Source organism: Desulfovibrio desulfuricans (assembly GCF_004801255.1).
GTDB classification, from domain to species: domain Bacteria; phylum Desulfobacterota; class Desulfovibrionia; order Desulfovibrionales; family Desulfovibrionaceae; genus Desulfovibrio; species Desulfovibrio desulfuricans_C.
Genome location: NZ_CP036295.1, coordinates 1,285,549 through 1,305,214, shown reverse-complemented (window position 1 = coordinate 1,305,214; position 19,666 = coordinate 1,285,549). Strand labels below are relative to the sequence as shown.

The window sequence follows — 19,666 nt, the reverse complement described above, 5'->3', positions numbered from 1 at the left end:
TTACTCTTTTGCGGCTTTGCGGGCGGCCTCGGCCAGACGCGCCCTGATATAGTCGCGCATGACGGCATCGTCGTCCTCAAGGTTAAAGCAGCGGGCGTCCTCGCCCATGAGGCCGCCGGGCACAAAGTCGCCCTTGTCGGCGGGGTCTGTCACCATGTCGTCATAAAAACATATGGAAAGCCAGCGGCTTGCGGGTTCGTCGTCCACAACGTCCAGCAGCACAAAGAGCACTCGTTTGGTCTGGATGCTGTGCCGCGCGCGCAACGAGTAGCTGACGCCAGGCCGGGCCTTAAAGGTAAAGCTTACATTACTGTGCGCAGCCAGAAACTCCATGTATTCCGTAAACGATTTCTTTATGTTGAGCGGGTCGTCCTGCCACGAGTCAAGAAATTCGCGCAATTCTTCGGAACCTGTAACTTCCATAAGCGCTCCTTTTGGGGGTATGACGATTTGTCAGCGGCCCCACTGCCAAGGTGGGGTGCTCATATTCAAACTCCAGATGCCGCGCCTGTCAACCACAGCCTGGTGTTCCTGAATAAGCCAGCGCCGACAAAAAATGGCCCTGCACTTTTGCCTGTCCACCCAGGCCAGACCTCCCATCACCATCTTGTAGTTGATGGAATCGCCACCCACCTGCACCAGCGCTGCAATGGGCCCAGCTTCAAGCTGTCCCACCGTTTCAACGCCGACCTTGGTACCCTTGGGCATGACGCTCTTCAGGTAGGCCACGGCCTCGGGGCCAAAGGGCTGGTTATGGCTGGGGGCCTCGATGCCGTAAAAAATCAAAACCGCTTCCGGTTCATCGCTGCCGTGCTTGGTGCTTACAGAAATGGTATTGCCATCTTCCACATTTACCACATACGCAGTCCAGGTGGTCTCTGCAACTGCAGGAAGCGCAGTGGAAATAATAAAGACGATAAATGTCAACAGCCGGATAAGCATTAAAAAATCCCCCGCAACATCTTGCAGATTGTACTGCCAGATAATGCCTGTGCCGCCAGACCTTTGTCAAGGCAGGCGGCACAGGAGATAAAAAGGGGGAAATCCAATCAGTAAACCGAAGTCAGGCTACCCCCAGGCGACACGTCCGAGCTGGTAGGCAGCCGTAGCCACGGCATAGGCCAACCCGGTGTTGAACAGTATGCTGAAGGCCACCCAGCCCCAGCTGCCAGCCTCCTGCCGTATGACCACAAGGGCCACGAAGCAGGGCGAATACAGCAGCACAAAGAGCATGAGCGCGAGCGCGGTAGCCTTTGACCAGCCCTCTTCAGCCTTGAGGCGGTCGGCCAGGGGGGCGGCGTCTTCGGGGTCCTGGTCGCCCATGGCGTAGGCCGTGCCCATGGTGGCCACAACGGCCTCCTTGGCAGCCACACCGGCGATCAGGGCTATGTCGGTACGCCAGTCAAAACCCATGGGCCTGGTGGCTGGTTCCACAGCCTTGCCAAGACGGCCAGCCACGGAATACGCCAACTGTTCTTCTTTAAGCTCGTTGCGCACGTTGCCCAGTTCTTCTTCAATAGGGGCGCGGGCTTTGTCGCCCTCTGCAAAGGCGGCCAGCTTTTCTTCCAGCTGGGTGATCTGGGTGTCGTAAGGGGCCGACTTGTCTTCGGGCAGACCGGGAAAGGTCATGGCAGCCCAGATGAGCACAGAGATGGCCACAAGCACCGTACCGGCCTTTTTAAGATACATCCAGGCGCGTTCCCAGCAGTGCAGCAGCAGGCTCATGAGTGTGGGCATGCGGTACGGGGGCAGCTCCATGACAAAGGGGGTGGATTCGCCCTTGACGATGGACGAGCGCAGCAGACGTGCCACCAGCAGAGCCATGACCCAGCCTGTAATCATCATGACGAACATGACCGTGGGGGCATTGTCGGGAAAAAAGGCCCCGGCCAGCAACAGAAACACGGGCAGTTTTGCGCCGCAGGTCATATAGGGCAGCGTAAGCAGGGTTGCCAGTTTTTCCTTGGGGCTGCGCAAGGTACGGGTGGCCATGACGCCGGGGATGGCGCAACCGCCTGCAATACCGCCAGCGATAATGTACGGCATGACAGATGCGCCGTGCAGGCCAAAAAAGCGGAAAACACGATCCATCATGTAGGCCACGCGGGCCATGTAGCCGCTGTCTTCCATAAAGGAGATGAGCGCAAACATGATGAGGATCAGCGGCACAAAGCTAACCACGCTGCCCACGCCCGCGATGATGCCGTCAACGATAAGTGACTGCGCGAGCCCTTCGGGCAGCAGGGTTGTAAACAGCGAGCCAAGCAGCTTAAAGCCGTCTTCAACCCAGCCCTGCGGGTATGCGCCCAGGGTAAAGGTTACCTGAAACATCAGGTACAGCACGCCGACCATGATCAGCGGTCCAAGCAGCGCGTTGGTGAGCACCTTGTCCAGCTTGTCCGAAAGGGCCAGACGGTCCTTGCCCGCGTCCTGACGGATTATGCCGTCGCGCAGCAGGCTGCGGATAAATCCGTACCGGTAGTCGGTGATAATGGATTCGAGGTTGGTATTGAGCGTGCTGCGCACATGGCTGACGGCCTTTTTGCGCAGACCGTCCAGCTCTTCGGCCAGCACGGCGTTGGCGGCGCGAACTTCGCTCAATATTTCGCTGTCGCCCTCAAGCATTTTAAGGGCTACCCAGTGAGGCATATACTTGCTGGCCAGCAAGCCGCCGTCTTCAATGCGCTTTTCCATATCCAGCAGCACTGGGTCGATATCGCTGCCGTACGAGATGCGCAGGGCGTTACGCTTGCCCTCTCTGGCCAGTTTGACGGCAGCTGCCATGGCCTCCGTCAGCCCCTCGCCCGTACGGGCCACCATGGGCAACACGGGGATGCCCATCAGCGAGCTGAGGCGCTCCATATCAATATGAATACCTGCGGCGCGGGCTTCGTCCATCATGTTGCAGCACAAAACAACGGGAGCGCCCATCTCAAGTATCTGCACCGTAAGCAGCATGTTGCGCTCAAGGGCCGAGGCGTCCACAACGTCGATAACGGCCTGCACATTTCCAGCCGCCAGCTCGCGCCGGGACACCAGCTCTTCCATCGAGTACGCCGTCAGCGAGTACGTGCCGGGCAGATCCACCAGGGTAACCGGCGTACCTTCAACGGCAATGTTGCCTTCCTTGCGGTCGACGGTAACGCCGGGGTAGTTGCCCACATGCTGGCGCGCGCCGGTGTAGCCGTTAAAAACCGTGGTCTTGCCACAGTTGGGATTGCCCGCAAGAGCTATCCGCAGCCTGCCGTCTGCAGTAAAATTGGCATCATCGGAATTATTGAACTGCCGAACTGCGCTCATGCGCGCACCTCCCCCATGCTATGGACAGACTGAAGCCGCGCCTGCGGCATTGCAGCCATTACCGTGAACAAAACTTCGCTCATACCAGCCTTCCTGAAACAGATTAACTTTGAGAACATACATTCGCAAAGTTTAAGACACGCACGCTATGGTTCTTAACACCGCAAACAACTTGCGCCTACGCCTGCACGTCGGGCGTCTGCTCAGGCATCCGCCGCGGCATTTCAAAATTGAAATGCCCTAACCTCTCCGCATCATGTCTTGCTTGGCCTGCGCCCAAACCCTGCCGTCATTCTCTGCCATTTGTCTGGCTTGGTCGCACCCTGATCAAAAAATTGAAATTCAATTCCAAAGTCCAGATTGATTTAGCCACCTGCCTCCCAAATGTCAAGCCGCGGATAATAATTTCATGCAATTTGTAACAATCCGCCAGCAGTATGTCTTTTTTCGGGCCGCACGCAACACCCCGCTGGCGTTGACGGAGCGCCAGCCGCCACCCGTTCGCCGCCCGCCCCACGCGATTGCGGGAGGCCGCTGAACCTGTCAACGACCTCCCGATGTGTTGCCGGGGAGGCAGTTTTGCATGAAAATACGCTCCTTCAGCAGCCTAGGCTCCCTTGAGGCATTCCCGCAAGGAGGACACGCCGCACGAATGCACCATCTGCAGGGGAATGTTGCGCGACCTCGCCACCTGAACGGCCTTTCGCTTGGCCTCGTGCGAAATTTTGTTGGTGAACACTATCATGGCGTCGGGGTTGCCGATTTTGTTCACAAAGTTCGGCTCGTTACGGGTGATGAACTTCAGGGAATGCCCGTCTTGTTCCGCCGCTGCCATGTACTCTTTTTTCAGTCGGTCCATGCCGCCTATGAGGGTGACGCACATATCAGTCTCCGTATTGCCGCTCTGGGCTTTTGCAGGTTGGGGTTGCTCCGTGACTCCTTTTTAATTGAAAACGAATTTCAAAGTCAAGCATATCCGGCAATATTTTTGAAAATAAATTTCATTCTAAATAATAAAAAAAGGACGTCTCCCCGCTGTACGGAAAAACGCCCTCGGCCATGTGGCCAGCAGCACAGATAATTAGCTGTTTTTGTTAAATACTATTCGCAAAAAACGTCGTCGGATATATTTCAGGCAACATGGGCATGCACCCCGCCGCGCCCCCTCTCCAGGTCAGAAAGTTCACGCTGGAGCCTGAACCGCAAGCAAAAAATCCAGCGGCGGCGCGGGGTAGAGGCCCCTTTGCCCTGCTGTGTGTTTTTCCAGCCGCCGCACGGCAAAAAAAACATATACAGGGGCAGCAAAGGGCCTCTCTCCGCAAAAATCACGCTGGCAGACGTTTCTGGCCGGTGTTACTTCCAGCGGGCCATAAACTCGGCAGCGCTGTTGCCCGCATCAATATGCTTGAGCAGAGCGCTGCCAAAGACCACGGCGTCGGGCTGCGCGTCGGGCGAAAGAGCCTCAAGCTGCGAGGGCTCGCGCAGGCCGAAGCCAAGTGCCAGCGGCAGTTTGAATGCAGACCGCGCCCGCCGCATGGTCACGGCCACCTGAGGGGCAATATCATTGCGCTCGCCGGTGATGCCCATGACCGACACCACGTACACGTAGCCCTCGCCCACGCTGTCGTACAGCGCCATGCGCTCCGCGCTGGTGTTGGGGCCCACCAGGGGGATCAGGGCAATGCCCTCTTTTTTCAGGGCTTCGCGCAACGGGCCAGCCTCTTCATAGGGCAGGTCGGGCACAATAAAGCCGTGCACGCCGCCGCGCGCAGCGTCGCGGGCCAGTTTTTCGTACCCGTACTGCAAAAAGGGGTTAAGGTAGCCCATAAGCACCACCCCGGCCTGAACGAGCCCCTTGCGCTCAATGAGTTCCTCAAGAATACCCCGCAGGCTCACGCCGTCGCTCAGGGCGCGACGCGAGGCTTCTTCCACCACCGGGCCGTCGGCAACCGGGTCGGAAAACGGCACGCCGATTTCAATGATGTCGGCCCCGCTTTCGTCCAGCTCCATCAGCGTGGGCCAAAAGGTGGTCTGATCGGGAAAGCCCGCCGTCAAAAAGGGAATAAGCGCCGGGCGTCCGGCGGCCTTGGCATCGCGTATTTTTTGTTCAAGAAAATTCATGGCTACACCTCTTCCTGACCCTGCGCCGCAAAGCCCAGCGCCTTGTTGACAATGCCCAGATCCTTGTCGCCGCGACCAGACAGGTTTACCACCACCTGGTCGCCCGCCTTGAACTCGTGCGGGTGATCCAGCACCCAGGCAAGCGCGTGCGAGGACTCAAGCGCGGGCAGGATGCCCTCGGCACGGCACAAACGCTGGAAGGCGTGGAGCGCGTTGGCGTCCTTGACCATGCCGTAGTGGACGCGCCCGGTCTTTTGCAGCCACGAATGCTCCGGCCCCACGCCGGGATAATCCAGCCCGGCGGAGATGGAATGCGAGGGCTCGACCTGGCCGTCTTCGTTCTGCAGCAGCATGCTGTATGCACCGTGCAGCACGCCGGGCGTGCCGAGGTTCAGCGGGGCGGAATTGAAGCAGCCGGTCTCGCCCGTGCCTGCGGCTTCCACACCGATAAGGCGCACGCTGGCGTCGTCCACAAAGGGGTGGAACATGCCGATGGCGTTGGAGCCCCCGCCCACGCAGGCCACCACGGCGTCGGGCAACCGCCCGGTTTTTTCAAGCATCTGGGCGCGGGTTTCGCGCCCTATGACGCTTTGCAGCATCCGCACCAGCGTGGGGAAGGGGTGCGGACCGGCTGCGGTGCCAAAGCAGTAGTGGGTTGTCTTCTGGCTGCCGATCCAGGCGCGCAGAGCCTCGTTGATGGCGTCCTTGAGGGTGCGGGTGCCGCTTTCGACCGCATGCACTGTCGCGCCAAGCAGCTTCATGCGCATGACGTTGGGGGCCTGCCGCTCCACGTCTTCCGCGCCCATGTAGATGGTGCACTCCATGCCCAGCCGCGCGGCGGCGGCAGCCGTGGCCACGCCGTGCTGGCCAGCGCCCGTCTCCGCCACCAGTGCGGTCTTGCCCATGTACTTGGCAAGCAGGGCCTGCCCAAGGGTATTGTTGACCTTGTGCGCGCCCGTGTGCAGCAGGTCCTCGCGCTTGAGCCACAGGTCAAAGCCCAGCTCGCGCGAAAGCGTGGGGCAATAGGTCAGGGGCGTCTCGCGCCCGGCGTAATTGAACAGCAGGTCCTTAAGCTCGGCCTGAAACTTTTCGGTGGGGTAAATGTCGCGCATGGCCGCTTCCACTTCCAAAAGGGGCGGCATAAGCAGTTCGGGCACAAAGCAGCCGCCGAACTCACCAAAATAACTGTCTTTCATAGCGAATACCCATTGCCTTTGGAGTTTGCGGCCATAAAGGCGGCCGCCATTTTTTCCCTGTTTTTTCGCCCCGGCGCGTCTTCTACGCCGGAATTGAAATCCACCCCTGCAGGTGAGCACATGCCCAGGGCCTTGCCCACGTTGATGGCGCTCAGGCCCCCGGCAAGCAGCCAGGGCTGCGGCGGAAGCAGGCTGCCCAGATCGGACCAGTCAAGCCTGTGCCCGCTGCCGCCGCCTTTAAGGCCTGCATCCAGCAAAAAATACGCGCAGGCTTCGGCATTGCGCTGCAAATCATTATACAGCAAAGCCCGATGCGTGTAACGGTCGGGCCAGAGCACCCGTATGACGCGCTCCGCGCCCACAGCCTGGGCGCATGCCACGCTCTGGTGGCCGTGCAGCTGGGCAAAATCAAGCCGGGCTTCGTCCATGATGCGCCTTATTTCGTCCGCGCCCTGATTGACAAATACGCCCACCCGCTGCAGCGAGCCGCTGTCCATGCCGGCGGCCTGCGCCGGGCTGATGCCGCGCGGGCTGCGTGCATGAAAGATAAAACCGCACATGGCAGCGCCCAGCCGGGTCGCCTGATCCACATCTTCCTGCCGTGTAAGGCCGCAAAACTTGATCAACATGTGCGTTCTCCACCGTTTTGGGCCGTTACGCCCAGCAGTTCGGCCAGCGCCTGGCCCGGATGGCCGTTTTCCATCAGGGCGCTGCCCACCAGGGCCGCATGGTAACCCGCCTCGGCGGCGGCCTTGAGGTGCGGCGGGCTGCTCATGCCGCTGGCCGCAATCCACTGCTCGCCATTGGCGGGCGGGCAGGCCCGCACCAGTTGCAGACAGGCATCCCTGTCCACCGCCAGACTTTCCAGATCGCGGGCGTTTACCTGTATGATGCGCGCCCCGCTCTGGCGGGCAAGGCGCAGATCTTCGGCATCAAATATCTCAACCACTGCCTGAATGCCGTAACTTTCGGCCTGCTCGCGCAGGGCGCGCAGGGTCGCGGCATCAGGCGTCAGCCGCACGATGAGCAGCAGGGCCGAGGCGGGCGTCGCTGCCGTAGCCCGCACCTGCAGGGGGTCAAAAATAAAGTCCTTGCGCAGCAGGGGCACGCGGGGCCCGTTGTAGAGCGCCGGATCAGCTGCGCGGGCCAGATACTCGAGCCGTCCGCGAAAAAAGGCCTCTTCGGTCAGCACGGATATGGCGCTGGCGCCTGCGGCGGCGTACTGCCGGGCTACGTCCTCCACCTCAAGGCTCTCGCAGATCACGCCGCGCGAGGGCGAGGCGCGCTTGTACTCGGCCACCACGGCCAGCGGGCTGCCGGGGGCGCGGCGGGCTAGCGCCGCCGCAAAGTCTGGCCGCGGGCCTTCATGCACCGGCGGCAGCTTGCCCAGAGCCTGCAGGGCTTGCAGCGCCTCTACTTCGGCCTGTTTAGCCTTGCGAAAACGCTCAAGCAGCATTGAGCACCTTCCTGCCCGCACCGGCGTTCACGGCCTCGCGCGCCCGGGCCATGCAAAGGGCCATGTCCATTTTTTCTTCCAGCAGATAGATGGCGAGGCCCACGTTGAGCACCACCATGTCCATCATGGCGCGCGGCCCCTGCCCGTTGAGAATGTCGTTGAGCACGGCCACGGCCTGTTCCTTGCCGCTCACGGCCAGGTCGTCCACAGAGCAGGAGGCGATGCCGAATTCCTGCGGGTCAAGCATCATGGAGGTTACCTTGCCGTTTTGCAGCAGGGCCATCTTGGCGGGCCCGATGGGCGTCACCTCGTCGTAGTTGCCCGAACCACAGACCACGGCGGCCCGCTGCAGGGGCGACTGCAACAAGGTCTCGGCCACCAGATCGACCAGCTCGGGCCTTGCCACGCCCATGAGCAGGTGGCTGGGCCGCGCGGGGTTGATCATGGGGCCAAGGATATTGAACAGGGTACGCACGCCCATCTCCTTGCGCACCGGGCCGATGTTGGCAAAGGAGGGATGGAAGTACGGAGCAAAAATAAAGGCAAAGTTGCGTTTTTTGACCATCTCGGCCACGGAGGCCGGGTCTTTTTCCAGCGTGATGCCAAGGGCCTCCAGGGCGTCGGCGCTGCCGCACTTGGACGACACCGCGCGGTTGCCGTGCTTGACCACCCTGTAGCCCATGCCTGCCAGCGTGAGGGACGAGGCAGTGGAACAGTTGAAGGAGTGACGCCCGTCGCCGCCGGTGCCCACCACGTCAATGGTTGTTCCCGAAATGCCGTCCACCCGCACGGCCCGGGCCAGAGCAGCGCGGGTTGCGTGGGCCAGCTCAAGGGCGCTCTCGCCCTTCATGCGCAACCCCATGAGAAAGCCGCCCGCCTGGGCCGGGGTCATCTTGCCGTCCATGAGTGCGGCAAAGCCCGCCGCCGCCATCTCTGCCGTAAGGTCTTCCCTGCGGGCCAGACGCTCCAGGATGCCCGAAAAATCGGAGGTTTCAGCGCCGGTGCCCATGATGCTCTGCGGAAAGTTGCCCAAGAGGCGCAGACCGTCGGGGGTCAGCACCGATTCGGGGTGAAACTGCACGCCAACCCACGGGCGGTCGTTGTAGCGCAGGGCCATGACCTCGCCCTCGGGCGCACGGGCCGTGACCGTAAAGCGTGGGTTTTCGGCGTCTTCATCCGCGCGCACCACGAGGGAGTGGTAGCGCCCCACGCGCATGGGGTTGGGCAGGCCCAGGAACATGCCCGTACCGTCGTGCACGATCTCTGACTGCTTGCCATGCATGATGCAGGGCCCCACCTCAACCTTGGCTCCGGCGTGCAGGCCCAGCAGCTGGTGCCCAAGGCATACGCCCAGCACGGGTACGCGCGGGTTGAGCCGTTTGAGAAACTCGGGGCACAGCCCCGCATCGGCAGGATGCCCCGGCCCTGGCGAAATGCAGACCATGGAAAGCTCGGGGTTCACCGCCATGTCAAGCACGGCGGGGTCGTCGTTGCGCAGCACCACAGGCTTGTGACCAAGGGCGTAAAAAGCCTGCACAAGATTGTAGGTAAAGGAATCGTAATTATCGATGAGCAGAAACATATTCTTCGTCCTCCGCACGCAGGGCAAGGCGCATGATGGCTGATTTGTTGCACACTTCCTTCCATTCCAGATCGGGATCGGAGTCATGCACGATGCCTCCGCCCGCCTGCCAGAAGAGCTTGCCGTCACGCATCCACATGCTGCGGATGGTGATGCCCGTATCAAGGTTGACGCTGTCCTTGTCCAGACCCAGCCAGCCTATGCAGCCCGCGTAGGGGCCGCGCGCGCGGCCCTCAAGCTCACGGATGATTTCCATGGCCCGCACCTTGGGCGCGCCGGATACCGTGCCCGCAGGAAAGGTGGCCGCCAGCACGTCCAGGGCGTCTTTGCCTTCTTCAAGCCGGGCGCTGACGCGGCTCGTGAGGTGCATGACGTGCGAGTAGCGCTCAACTTCCATATAACGCTCAAGATTCACCGAACCGGGCTGGGCCACGCGGCCAAGGTCGTTGCGGCCAAGGTCGACCAGCATCACATGCTCGGCGCGCTCCTTGGGGTCGTCGCGCAGCTCGGCGGCCAGGCGGGCGTCTTCAAGGTCGTCGGCCCCGCGTTTGCGCGTGCCCGCTATGGGCGAAAGCTGCAGATGCCCAGCCGTGCAGCGCACCATGACCTCGGGCGACGAGCCAAAGAGCGTCAGCTCGGGAAAGCGCATGTAAAACATGTAGGGCGATGCGTTGAACCGGCGCATGCGGCGGTACAGCTCAAAGGGGTTGCCCTCAAAGGGCGTGGAAAACCGCACGGACGGGACAACCTGAATGGCCTCGCCCTGCCGCAGCATCTCCTTGATGCGGCGCACATAGTCCTTGTAGCCCTGCTCGCCCGGCTCGGCGCAAACATTGTCTGGGTCGATGCGCACGGCTCCGGCCTGACCGGTGGCGCGGGCCTCCAGCGACTCGCGCGAGCTTTGCAGCGAGCGGTGCTCGCCCAGGCTCACCTGACACAGACGGTTGTACAGGTGGTCAAACACCAGCACGGTGGAGGGCAGCATGAGCAGGCAGTCGGCCTCGCTCTGCGGCATGACGCTCGCCAGCTTGGGGTTGAACAGACCGGCCATGCCAAACCCAAGGTAGCCGTACAGGGCGCGGGTAATGGGCGGCAGGTTGCTGATGTTTGCCGGAGCCGCGATGCAAAGCGCCGCCATGAGCGCCCGCAGGCCGTCCACAAAGGGGTCGCCCTCAAACCGGCGCAGCGCGTCAAGCCTGCTGTCGCGCACGTCGAGCGCCAGTTTGCCCTCGCGGCAGCTGATGAACATGGCCGCATCGCAGGCCAGGATGCTGTACCGGCCCCAACGGCCGTCCACCTCGGCGCTTTCAAGCAAAATGCCGTTACCAGCGCCGACCATGCCCATGAACAGGCTGATGGGCGTATCCATATCCGCCGGCAACCAGCGGGCGGACTGTTGCAGCGTCAGCATGTGCTGCGCATCCCCATTCGTATTCATCTGCCGCATCCTTTGGGTTGTTTTGTACCAGAAAAAACAAAAAGCGCCGCCTCCCTGGGGAGACGGCGCCTGCTTACGACAATGCCAACGTACCGGAACTATTAAGCCCGCACGTCTCCCCCACGCAGTTGGATGCGCCACCACCAGCCTTTGAAGCTGTTAGAAATGGTGTTGGAGAAAACGTTCATGCAGATGCCTTGTTCCTTATGTTTAAAGACACATTACGCGCCCGCTGGCGGGCTGTCAACAGTTCCAAATGGTTTTTTGCAGGCCGCGCGGCCTGCGGGCTGTTGCGGGCATGTGGAGAGGGGCATACTCCCCCAACCGGGCCTTTGCCCTCTCCACACGCCCGCTCTCAACTATTTGCCGAACAGAATTTCCTGATAATTGGGCAGCGTCCACAAATCGTCTGCCACGCGCACCTCAAGCAGGTCGGCGTAGCGGCGCACCTCAAGCATGCGGGGCAGCACATGCTCACGGTAGCTGTGGGCGGCCTCAAAGCCGTAGCCCAGGCTGTCGGCCTTGGTCAGCGCGTCTTCAAGCTGGGCGCTGGCGTCCTGTATAAGCCGCAGGCTTGCGGTGATCTCGGCCAGCGTCACGGTTTTGGGGTCCTTGCCGATGGCCCGCATGTTGGCCGCCGTGGCAGCCAGCTCGCCCTGATAGCGCATGCCCGCGGGGTAAATGATGGTATGCGCAATGCGGATAACCAGATTGGCCTCGGTGCGCACGGTTTTGCAGTACTGCTCAAGATAGATTTCCTGCCGCGCCTTGAGCTCTGAGCGGTTGAGCACGCCAGCCTTTTCGTAGAGGTTGATGACCTCGGGCCTGGTAAGCTCGGCAAGGGCCTCGGGGGTGGTGCGCAGGTTGGGCAGGCCACGGCGCTCGGCCTCTTTGTGCCACACTTCAGAGTAGCCGTCGCCGTTAAAGATAACGGCGCTGTGCTCGTCGATGACGTGGCTGATAAAGGATTCCAGCGCCTGATTGAAGGTCTTGCCCTGGGCCAGTTCCTTTTCAAGCCAGTCGGCGGCAAAGCCAAGCGAGTCGGCCATCATGGTGTTGAGCGCGGTAATGGAACCGGCGGCGGACTGGCTGGAGCCAAGCGCGCGGAACTCAAACCGGTTGCCCGTAAAGGCCACCGGGCTTGTGCGGTTGCGGTCGCCCGGATCGGCGGGCAGCGGGGGCAGCGTATCCACGCCCAGGTTGAGGGCGCGGCCCTTGCGGCCTCCAGAGGCGTTTTCAACACGCCCGGCGCGGAAGGCTTCAAACACTTCCGTCAGCTGGTCGCCCAAAAAGATGGACATAATGGCCGGCGGGGCCTCGTTGGCGCCCAGGCGGTGGTCGTTGCCAGCGCTGGCCACGGTGGAGCGCAACAGGCCGCCAAACTTGTGCACGGCGCGGATCATGGCCGCGCAGAACACCAGAAACTTGGCGTTGGCGTGCGGGGTTTCGCCGGGATCAAACAGGGTGCCCAGCTCCGCATTGCCGATGGAGTAGTTCAGGTGCTTGCCCGAACCGTTTACCCCGGCAAAGGGCTTTTCGTGCAGCAGGCACTTGAGGCCGTAGCGCTTGGCCACGTTGCGCAGCATGGACATGGTGATGTGGTTGTGGTCCACGGCCAGGTTGCTCACCTCAAAGAGGGGGGCAATTTCGTACTGGCTGGGGGCGACCTCGTTGTGACGGGTGCGCACGGGCACGCCCAGCTTGTAGAGTTCGCGCTCCACTTCCATCATGTACGAAAGCACGCGCTGCGGAATCACGCCAAAATACTGGTCGCTGAATTCCTGCCCCTTGGCAGGACGCGCGCCAAACAGGGAGCGCCCGGCGATCTGGATGTCGGGACGCGCAAAATTGAAGTTGTGGTCGATGCAAAAGTATTCCTGCTCAAGCCCGGCGTACGAAACAATGGGCAGGGGCGTGTCTTCGCCAAACAGGGCCAGCACGCGGTGCGCTTCACGGTTGAGGGCCTGACCCGAACGCAGCATGGGGGTTTTTTTGTCCAGGGCAACGCCCGTCCATGACAGAAACATGGTGGGAATGCACAAAAATGTGCCGTTGCGGTTCTCCATGATATAGGCGGGGCTGGTCACGTCCCACGCGGTGTAGCCGCGCGCCTCAAAGGTGGAGCGCAGGCCGCCGGAGGGGAAGGACGAGGCGTCGGGCTCGCCGCGAATAAGCATGGAGCCGGAAAATTCGGCAATAACGCCGCCGGAGCCGTCAGGCATCAGAAAGCTGTCGTGCTTTTCGGCGGTCTGCCCGGTGAGGGGATAAAAAATGTGGGTAAAATGGGTTGCCCCTCTTTCGATGGCCCAGTCTTTCATCACTGCGGCAACGGTGTCGGCGATGGCGGGGTCCATGCGTTCGCCAAACTCAATGGTCTTGCGCAGCTCCTTGTACACGCTCTTGGGCAGGCGCTCGCGCATGACGCGGTCATTAAACACGTTGCACCCGAAAATATCTGTGGGTTTGGTATCCACGAAGTTGAGGGGGGCCGCTTCGGGTTTGTAGGTGGTGATGGCCTCAATGGCGCTCTGTCTGGCGGATTTACTGCTCATGGACGAACCTCGCGCTCAGGGCGTGCGCTGTGTTGTGGGTGCGATAATCCCGATTGCGGCGGTTGGACATGCGCCTTTGCAGCAGCCGCTGTAACGCCCGCGCCCGTGCCGCCCTGAAGCACGCGGACAAGGGGAGCCGCCGCAAAAGCACGCAGGACGCTTGGGCAGCGCCCGCTCCAAAACCATGTCATCCAGGCCTGCGCGACAACAGCTCAGACCAGTACAGCCTAAACGATACCGTTAAAAAGGTGCGCCGCGCCCGCTGCCCGTAAACGGCAGCAGGCGGTTGTGCCAGGCGCACCTCTTCAACAGCTGCAAGCAAAACCGCAGGTCGTGCAATTTCAGGCAAAACTGCTCGCGCTGCGTTAACGCATGCCCGCCGCGAGGCTGTCAGGCGTCGCGGCAAGGGCTGATGCACCTTGAGAAATACTCTCTCAACGTCGGCAGCTTCTAGCCAACGCTCACGATTTCAATTTCAAACGTCAACGTTTTGCCCGCCAGGGGGTGGTTGGCGTCAAGGGTGATCTCGTCCGCACCCACTTCGGTGATGGTCACGTCCATCTGGCCCTGCTCGTTGGAGAGCTGCAACGGCACGCCGACGTTGAGGGGAATATGGTCGGGCACCTGGGCGCGGGGAACGGTGAACACGAGTTCGGGATCGGCATCGCCGTAGGCATCGTCAGGCGCAATGGTCACGGTAACGGTTTCGCCCGCTTCGCGGCCCTCTACGGCGCTCTCAAAACCCGGAATCAACATGCCCTTGCCCAGCACAAATTCAAGGGGTTCGCGCTCACGCGAAGAGTCGAACACCGTGCCGTCGTCAAGGGTGCCCGTGTAGTGCGCACGCACCGTATCGCCTTTTTTGATAGGCATAACTACTCCATATGCAGTGTGTATGGGCGGTCAGCGGCTACTCCTGGCCACACTGGCGGCAGGCGCTGCGCAGGCCAGGCCCGCGCGCGAAAAGAACAACGCCCAGTAAAATATAAGCAAAACATGACAGGGGGGTTATGTCAATGTTGCACCTTGGGCAACGTGCCCCTCGTCCCGCATTTGCGCGGGTTTGCGGGCATTGGGCCTGCACCGTTGCCGACCTGTGCCCGCATGTTTTGCACCGCCTGCTTTTACGCTGTCGGCCGCTGCGCAAGCGGCTGCAATACCTGTCAGCGCACTTGACAGAGCGCGAAACCGTACGGATAATCAACAATTGCTCTCAACGGGAAGCCTCCGCTCTGGTCAGGGCGGCTTATGCAATCTTTCAGAGGTATCATCTCAGAGGTATTTATGTCCGACATCCGCTCCACGTACACCGACGAATGCAATTTTTACGGCCGCCACACCCCCCGCGAGCTGGCTGAAACCTACGGCACGCCCCTCTACGTCTACAACGAAAACGTGCTGCGGCAGCATTGCCGCGATCTTATGGGTCTTTCAAAACACCCGGGGTTCGGCGTAAACTACTCCGTCAAAGCCAATGCAACCCCCGCCCTGCTGCGCATCGTGCGCCAGGAGGGGCTGGTGGTGGACGCCATGAGCCCCGGCGAGCTGTACATGGACGAGCTGTCTGGCTTTACCCCGGCGGAGATACTGTACATCTCCAACAACAACTCCGAGGCCGAGCTGCAAAACGCGGTTTCGCGCGGCCTGCTTGTGAGCGTCGATTCCCTTTCGCAGCTCGACACCCTTGGCCGCATCAACCACGGCGGCAAGGTCATGGTGCGCTTTAACCCCGGCATCGGCGCGGGCCACCATGCCAAGGTCGTGACGGCTGGCAAGGAAACCAAGTTTGGCGTCACCCCCGACAAACTGGACGACGTGTTTGCCCTGCTTGAAAAGCACGACCTCACCCTTGCGGGCATCAACCAGCACATCGGCTCGCTCTTTATGGAGCCCGGCGGATACCTCGACGCCGCCGAAGTGCTGCTGCACCTTGCCGACCGCCTGCCCGCCAGCATGCTGGCCAAGCTTGAAGTCATCGACTTTGGCGGCGGCTTTGGCATCCCCTACCACAAGTACGAGGGTCAGGCCCGCCTGAACATGGCCGATCTGGGCAGCCGCCTGACCGCGCTCATCAGCGGCTGGTCCGAAAAGTCGGGCTACAAGGGCCGCTTCCTTGTGGAGCCGGGACGCTATGTGGCCGCTGAATGCTGCGTGCTGCTGGGCTCTGTGTACGCCGTCAAAAACAACGGCGACAGGCGCTATGTGGGCACCAACCTGGGCTTCAACGTGCTTGTGCGCCCGGCCATGTACGACTCGTTTCACGATGTGGAAATTTACGGCGCGGACAAGGCCGCCCGCAAAAACATGGTGCAGACCATCGTGGGCAATATTTGCGAAAGCGGCGACATCCTTGCCAAAGAGCGCGATCTGCCAGTTATTTGCGAAGGAGATGTGCTCGGGGTACTTGACGCCGGAGCTTATGGATTTACCATGGGTTCCAACTACAATCAGCGTCGTCGCCCTGCTGAAGTTCTCATCCAAAGCGACGGCACTGCCAAACTTATCCGCCGCCGCGAAACCCTTGAGGATCTTGCGAGCTGCCTGATGGATTAATGTGACACAATACAGCGGACCCCCCGTGCAACAGGCCCGGCCAGCGCCCGACCTGAGCACCTCCACGCGCGCTATCTGGCGGCTTACCTGGCCCCAGATGCTCATGATGTACCTTATGTTTTTCATGGGCTTTGTGGCCGTATGGGTAGCGGGACGAATTAGCGCAGACGTCCAGGCGGCGCTCGGCATGGTAAACCAGTGCGGCATCCTGCTGATGGTGGTGGCCATGGCCGTTTCGAGCGGCGCTACGGCTGCCGTCAGCCAGTCGCTTGGCGCGCTCAAGGTCATGCGGGCCCAGCGCTACATTGGTACAACGGTTATCGGCTGCCTGGGCCTGGGTTTTGTGGTGGCCCTGGCAGCCGCTTTTTTCAGCAACGGCATATTACGCATGCTCATGGTGCCCGACAGCATCATGCCGCAAACCAGGGACATGTGGGCCGTCAGCATGCTGGGCCTGCCCGCCCAGTATCTGTACGCCTCTACGGGCGTCATGTTTCGCGCCACACGTCAGGTGCTGCCGCCCCTGTGGGTGGCTGCGGGCGTGTGCCTGTGCAACCTGATGGCCTGTCTTGGTCTCGGGCTCGGCTGGTTTGGCATGCCCAACATGGGCTACATGGGCCTGATCTGGGCCAACGTGGGCGCGCAGTATCTTGGCGCTATATGCAACTGCATCCTGCTTGCGCGTTCCGGCTATCTTGGCCGCAAGTCACTGCCTTCGCTACGCTGGCTCAAGTCCGGTCTGCCCTACCTGCTCAAGGTTGCCCTGCCAGCGGGCGCGGCGCAGATCGTGTGGCAGTCTGGCTACATGACCCTGTTTGTGCTGGTGGCCTCGCTGCCCGCCGACAGCGTCAACGCTCTGGCCGGGCTCAATGCGGGCCTGCGGGTCGAAGCCCTGTTGTTTTTGCCGGGCATGGCCTTTAATATGAGCGTGGCCGTGCTGGTGGGCAACAGTCTGGGCGCGGGCAAGCCCGACGAGGCCCGCCGCGTGTCCCTCAACATGGTAAGCCTTGCGGCCGTGACCATGAGCTTTATGGCCGCCCTGCTCTGGCCGTTCAGGCAGGAGATCGCGCATCTGCTTTCACAGGAACCGGGCACTCAGGCCCAGATTGTCAGTTACCTTACCTACAACCTCCTCTCCACGCCATTTTCCATCGCCAGCACCGTAATGGGCGGCATAATGACCGGAGCCGGGGCCACCAAGTACAACCTCATGATTTTTGGCGGCAGTTTCTGGGTGGTGCGTCTGCCCCTGGGCTGGCTGCTTGGCCACATACTCTGGGGCACCGCCTCGGGGGTGTTTCTGGCCATGCTCGTCTCCCAGATTCTGCAAACCTGCATCATGCTCTATGTGGTGCTGTTCCGCGACTGGACGCGCTTTGCCATGAGCCGCTGCCGCCAGCCGCAAACCCCATAAATACCGCCTGAGCGGCCGCAACAGCGACCATCGTGGCATGTGACCCGCATGCTTTGTGCATTTGTACGCCGGGACGCAAGGAGAGAACTGTGAGCAAAAATTTTACGCCTGTCAGTCTGGACGGACGCCAGCAATATTATGAGCTGTGGGCGCGCACGCCCCAGCGTTCACTGGACTACACCCTGGCCAACCTCTGGGGATGGCAGGATTATTACGGCCTTGAGTGGTGCTTTGACGATAATCTGTGCTGGATCCGCCAGACGCGCCCCTACCAGGTATGCTGGGCCCCCGTGGGCGACTGGAACGCCGTTTCGTGGAAAGACCTGCTGCCCTGCGGCTTTAACCCCGAGGCGCACAACATCACCCGCGTGCCAGAAAAGCTGCTGCAAATCTGGCAGCGCGACCTTGGGCATCTCGTGGATGTCGAAGAAGACCGGGGCCAGTGGGAATACCTGTACAAACAGGATGAACTGGCCGAGCTGCCGGGCAACCGCTTTCACAAAAAGCGCAACCACCTCAACAGCTACATAAAAACCTACGGCGAGCCGGACTACCACCAGCTCGACGACGCCATGGTGGAAGACGTGCTGGCTGTGCAGGACGACTGGTGTCAGTGGCACGAATGCGAAGAATCCCCCTCGCTCAGGGCCGAAAACGAGGCCATCAACCGCGTGCTCAGCCACTGGAACTGCTTTACCGGGCTTACGGGCGGCTCGCTGTATGTGGACGGCAAGATGGTGGCCTTCAGCGTGGGTGAAAACCTGGATGGCGAAAACCTTGGCGTGCACTACGAAAAAGGCCTCAACGGCTTCAAGGGCGTGTACCAGACCATCAACTGCCTGTTTTCGCGCAACGCGGGTGCGGGCTTTACCTACATCAACCGGGCGCAGGATCTGGACGAAGAAGGCCTACGCCAGGCCAAGATGACCTACCTGCCCGCCGACTTTTTGCGCAAGTACAAGGTGCGCATCCGCAAAAACTGATACTATCCGCCGCAGCCGTGCAAAATTGCGGGGCCGACACGCTCTGCCCTTTTGCACGGCTGCGGTCTGCCGCCATCAACCCCAGAGGGCTGAACAGCAGGGACTCCGCGCAACGGCCGCCACAAAGCGGCTGCGGCGCGGATTTTTGCAAACGCGCGATTAACCTGCGCCGCGCTGCGAAACTGGCTGAATTAACAGATGGCTGCACGCCGGAAAAACGCGCAGCAGCAATCAGGCAAACGGCACGGCGCAGTGGGGGCGGGGCAAAACAGACCGGGCAGGCCGGGCAAAACGCGAAACCCCGACAAAAGCCGGGGTTTCACAAAAAATAAAACAGTTGAGGTGAAAGGATCATGCCATATCTGGTATTCTTGTCAACATGAGATACCAAGTTGAAAAATCAAACAGCCCCAACCCAACCTTGGCGCGCCACAGGCTCATAATCTTTTTTATCTGTAAAACCAAGCACACAGACAGCAGACCGCAAAAGTCCCTCCCTCTCTCCTGCGCAGCAGAAGGGCAAAAATATTTTCACTTTCTCCCGCCGGTTGCCTGCCCAGATATTTATTGATCTTTACCGGCCTGCCCGACCGACGCGACCTTGCGCGTCCATTGCCAATGCAGGTTTGACCGCCAGCGAGCATGCGCTGCCGTCACCCCATACGTTATTGCCCCAAAGCAACCCCTGTCCGCACAACTGCCCAACGGCAAAACACCTGCGTGCCGTGCTGCAGCCGCCGCGCCGACGGCAAAATGAATGGTTGCAGGGGCACGCGGATGTTCAGCAATGCGGCTTCCAGATCCCCAAAAGGTTGCGAATGCATTCCGTGCTGCTTCAGAGGCGGCGCGGCTGTATAATGAAAAAAGGACTTGCGAATTTCGCAAGTCCTTGTTTTCATTGTGGCGTCACCAACGGGATTTGAACCCGTCTTAGCGGCTTGAGAGGCCGCCGTCCTAACCGGATAGACGATGGTGACAACGTCGAGTTAAATACGGTGCACTGGCCTGTTTGTCAAGTATTTCATGCACGGCCATTAAAAGAGCCGTTGCCGAACATGCGCCCAGGTGCTA

At 60.9% G+C, this 19,666-nt stretch carries 15 protein-coding genes and 1 tRNA gene; 3 read left to right on the top strand and 13 right to left on the bottom strand.

Features of this window, described 5'->3' with window-relative positions; all coding sequences use genetic code 11:
- The 12 genes from DDIC_RS05490 to DDIC_RS05435 all read right to left on the bottom strand — a co-directional run bounded on the left by DDIC_RS05490 (position 1) and on the right by DDIC_RS05435 (position 14,518).
- Positions 1-423, bottom strand: a complete 423-nt coding sequence (locus DDIC_RS05490; RefSeq protein WP_136399508.1) for a hypothetical protein — start codon at positions 421-423, stop codon at positions 1-3.
- Between the two features lie 30 nt (positions 424-453).
- The gene (locus tag DDIC_RS05485; protein ID WP_247647565.1) at positions 454-942 is read right to left on the bottom strand and encodes a thermonuclease family protein; all 489 of its coding nucleotides are present in this window, start codon (positions 940-942) and stop codon (positions 454-456) included.
- A gap of 126 nt (positions 943-1,068) precedes the next feature.
- Entirely contained in the window at positions 1,069-3,300 is a 2,232-nt protein-coding gene (feoB, locus tag DDIC_RS05480; RefSeq protein WP_136399507.1) for a ferrous iron transport protein B, read from the bottom strand.
- 607 nt (positions 3,301-3,907) lie between these two features.
- Positions 3,908-4,183 carry a DUF2325 domain-containing protein gene (locus DDIC_RS05475; protein WP_136399506.1) on the bottom strand — a complete coding sequence of 92 codons (276 nt, stop codon included), beginning with the start codon at positions 4,181-4,183 and terminating at the stop codon, positions 3,908-3,910.
- 470 nt (positions 4,184-4,653) lie between these two features.
- Positions 4,654-5,421 (bottom strand): tryptophan synthase subunit alpha, encoded by a 768-nt coding sequence (trpA, locus tag DDIC_RS05470; RefSeq protein WP_136399505.1) that lies wholly within the window; start codon positions 5,419-5,421, stop codon positions 4,654-4,656.
- Positions 5,422-5,423: 2 nt separating this feature from the next.
- A complete protein-coding gene (gene trpB / locus DDIC_RS05465; RefSeq protein ID WP_136399504.1) occupies positions 5,424-6,617 on the bottom strand; it encodes a tryptophan synthase subunit beta in 1,194 nt (397 codons plus the stop codon).
- Positions 6,614-7,246, bottom strand: coding sequence for a phosphoribosylanthranilate isomerase (locus tag DDIC_RS05460; protein WP_136399503.1), 633 nt, complete (start codon positions 7,244-7,246; stop codon positions 6,614-6,616). The genes trpB and DDIC_RS05460 overlap by 4 nt, the downstream gene beginning before the upstream one ends.
- Positions 7,240-8,073, bottom strand: coding sequence for an indole-3-glycerol phosphate synthase TrpC (locus tag DDIC_RS05455; RefSeq protein ID WP_136399502.1), 834 nt, complete (start codon positions 8,071-8,073; stop codon positions 7,240-7,242). The genes DDIC_RS05460 and DDIC_RS05455 overlap by 7 nt, the downstream gene beginning before the upstream one ends.
- Positions 8,063-9,655 (bottom strand): anthranilate phosphoribosyltransferase, encoded by a 1,593-nt coding sequence (gene trpD / locus DDIC_RS05450; protein ID WP_136399501.1) that lies wholly within the window; start codon positions 9,653-9,655, stop codon positions 8,063-8,065. The genes DDIC_RS05455 and trpD overlap by 11 nt, the downstream gene beginning before the upstream one ends.
- Positions 9,636-11,093 (bottom strand): anthranilate synthase component I family protein, encoded by a 1,458-nt coding sequence (locus DDIC_RS05445; RefSeq protein WP_136399500.1) that lies wholly within the window; start codon positions 11,091-11,093, stop codon positions 9,636-9,638. The genes trpD and DDIC_RS05445 overlap by 20 nt, the downstream gene beginning before the upstream one ends.
- Before the next feature lie 359 nt (positions 11,094-11,452).
- Positions 11,453-13,645, bottom strand: a complete 2,193-nt coding sequence (locus tag DDIC_RS05440) for a glutamine synthetase III (RefSeq protein WP_136399499.1) — start codon at positions 13,643-13,645, stop codon at positions 11,453-11,455.
- Positions 13,646-14,095: 450 nt separating this feature from the next.
- A complete protein-coding gene (locus DDIC_RS05435) occupies positions 14,096-14,518 on the bottom strand; it encodes an FKBP-type peptidyl-prolyl cis-trans isomerase (RefSeq protein ID WP_136399498.1) in 423 nt (140 codons plus the stop codon).
- Positions 14,519-14,929: 411 nt separating this feature from the next.
- Between DDIC_RS05435 and lysA the strand changes: the two genes are divergently transcribed.
- The 3 genes from lysA (at position 14,930) to DDIC_RS05420 (ending at position 18,595) form a co-directional block, all read left to right on the top strand.
- Positions 14,930-16,198, top strand: a complete 1,269-nt coding sequence (lysA, locus tag DDIC_RS05430; RefSeq protein ID WP_136399497.1) for a diaminopimelate decarboxylase — start codon at positions 14,930-14,932, stop codon at positions 16,196-16,198.
- Position 16,199: 1 nt separating this feature from the next.
- Positions 16,200-17,612 (top strand): MATE family efflux transporter, encoded by a 1,413-nt coding sequence (locus DDIC_RS05425; protein ID WP_247647564.1) that lies wholly within the window; start codon positions 16,200-16,202, stop codon positions 17,610-17,612.
- An 89-nt stretch (positions 17,613-17,701) separates the two neighbouring features.
- The gene (locus tag DDIC_RS05420; protein WP_136399496.1) at positions 17,702-18,595 is read left to right on the top strand and encodes a DUF2156 domain-containing protein; all 894 of its coding nucleotides are present in this window, start codon (positions 17,702-17,704) and stop codon (positions 18,593-18,595) included.
- Positions 18,596-19,496: 901 nt separating this feature from the next.
- Here the strand turns inward: DDIC_RS05420 and DDIC_RS05415 are convergent.
- A tRNA-Glu gene (locus tag DDIC_RS05415) sits at positions 19,497-19,572 on the bottom strand.
- Positions 19,573-19,666: the final 94 nt, after the last annotated feature.

Excerpts from the sequence above, each read along its gene's own strand:
- DDIC_RS05490 (WP_136399508.1), bottom strand. The coding sequence starts at position 423 with ATGGAAGTTACAGGTTCCGAAGAATTGCGCGAATTTCTTGACTCGTGG.
- feoB (WP_136399507.1), bottom strand. The coding sequence starts at position 3,300 with ATGAGCGCAGTTCGGCAGTTCAATAATTCCGATGATGCCAATTTTACT.
- trpD (WP_136399501.1), bottom strand. The coding sequence starts at position 9,655 with ATGTTTCTGCTCATCGATAATTACGATTCCTTTACCTACAATCTTGTG.
- DDIC_RS05460 (WP_136399503.1), bottom strand. The coding sequence starts at position 7,246 with ATGTTGATCAAGTTTTGCGGCCTTACACGGCAGGAAGATGTGGATCAG.
- DDIC_RS05445 (WP_136399500.1), bottom strand. The coding sequence starts at position 11,093 with ATGAATACGAATGGGGATGCGCAGCACATGCTGACGCTGCAACAGTCC.
- DDIC_RS05435 (WP_136399498.1), bottom strand. The coding sequence starts at position 14,518 with ATGCCTATCAAAAAAGGCGATACGGTGCGTGCGCACTACACGGGCACC.
- DDIC_RS05455 (WP_136399502.1), bottom strand. The coding sequence starts at position 8,073 with ATGCTGCTTGAGCGTTTTCGCAAGGCTAAACAGGCCGAAGTAGAGGCG.
- DDIC_RS05475 (WP_136399506.1), bottom strand. The coding sequence starts at position 4,183 with ATGTGCGTCACCCTCATAGGCGGCATGGACCGACTGAAAAAAGAGTAC.
- trpB (WP_136399504.1), bottom strand. The coding sequence starts at position 6,617 with ATGAAAGACAGTTATTTTGGTGAGTTCGGCGGCTGCTTTGTGCCCGAA.
- trpA (WP_136399505.1), bottom strand. The coding sequence starts at position 5,421 with ATGAATTTTCTTGAACAAAAAATACGCGATGCCAAGGCCGCCGGACGC.
- DDIC_RS05440 (WP_136399499.1), bottom strand. The coding sequence starts at position 13,645 with ATGAGCAGTAAATCCGCCAGACAGAGCGCCATTGAGGCCATCACCACC.
- lysA (WP_136399497.1), top strand. The coding sequence starts at position 14,930 with ATGTCCGACATCCGCTCCACGTACACCGACGAATGCAATTTTTACGGC.
- DDIC_RS05485 (WP_247647565.1), bottom strand. The coding sequence starts at position 942 with ATGCTTATCCGGCTGTTGACATTTATCGTCTTTATTATTTCCACTGCG.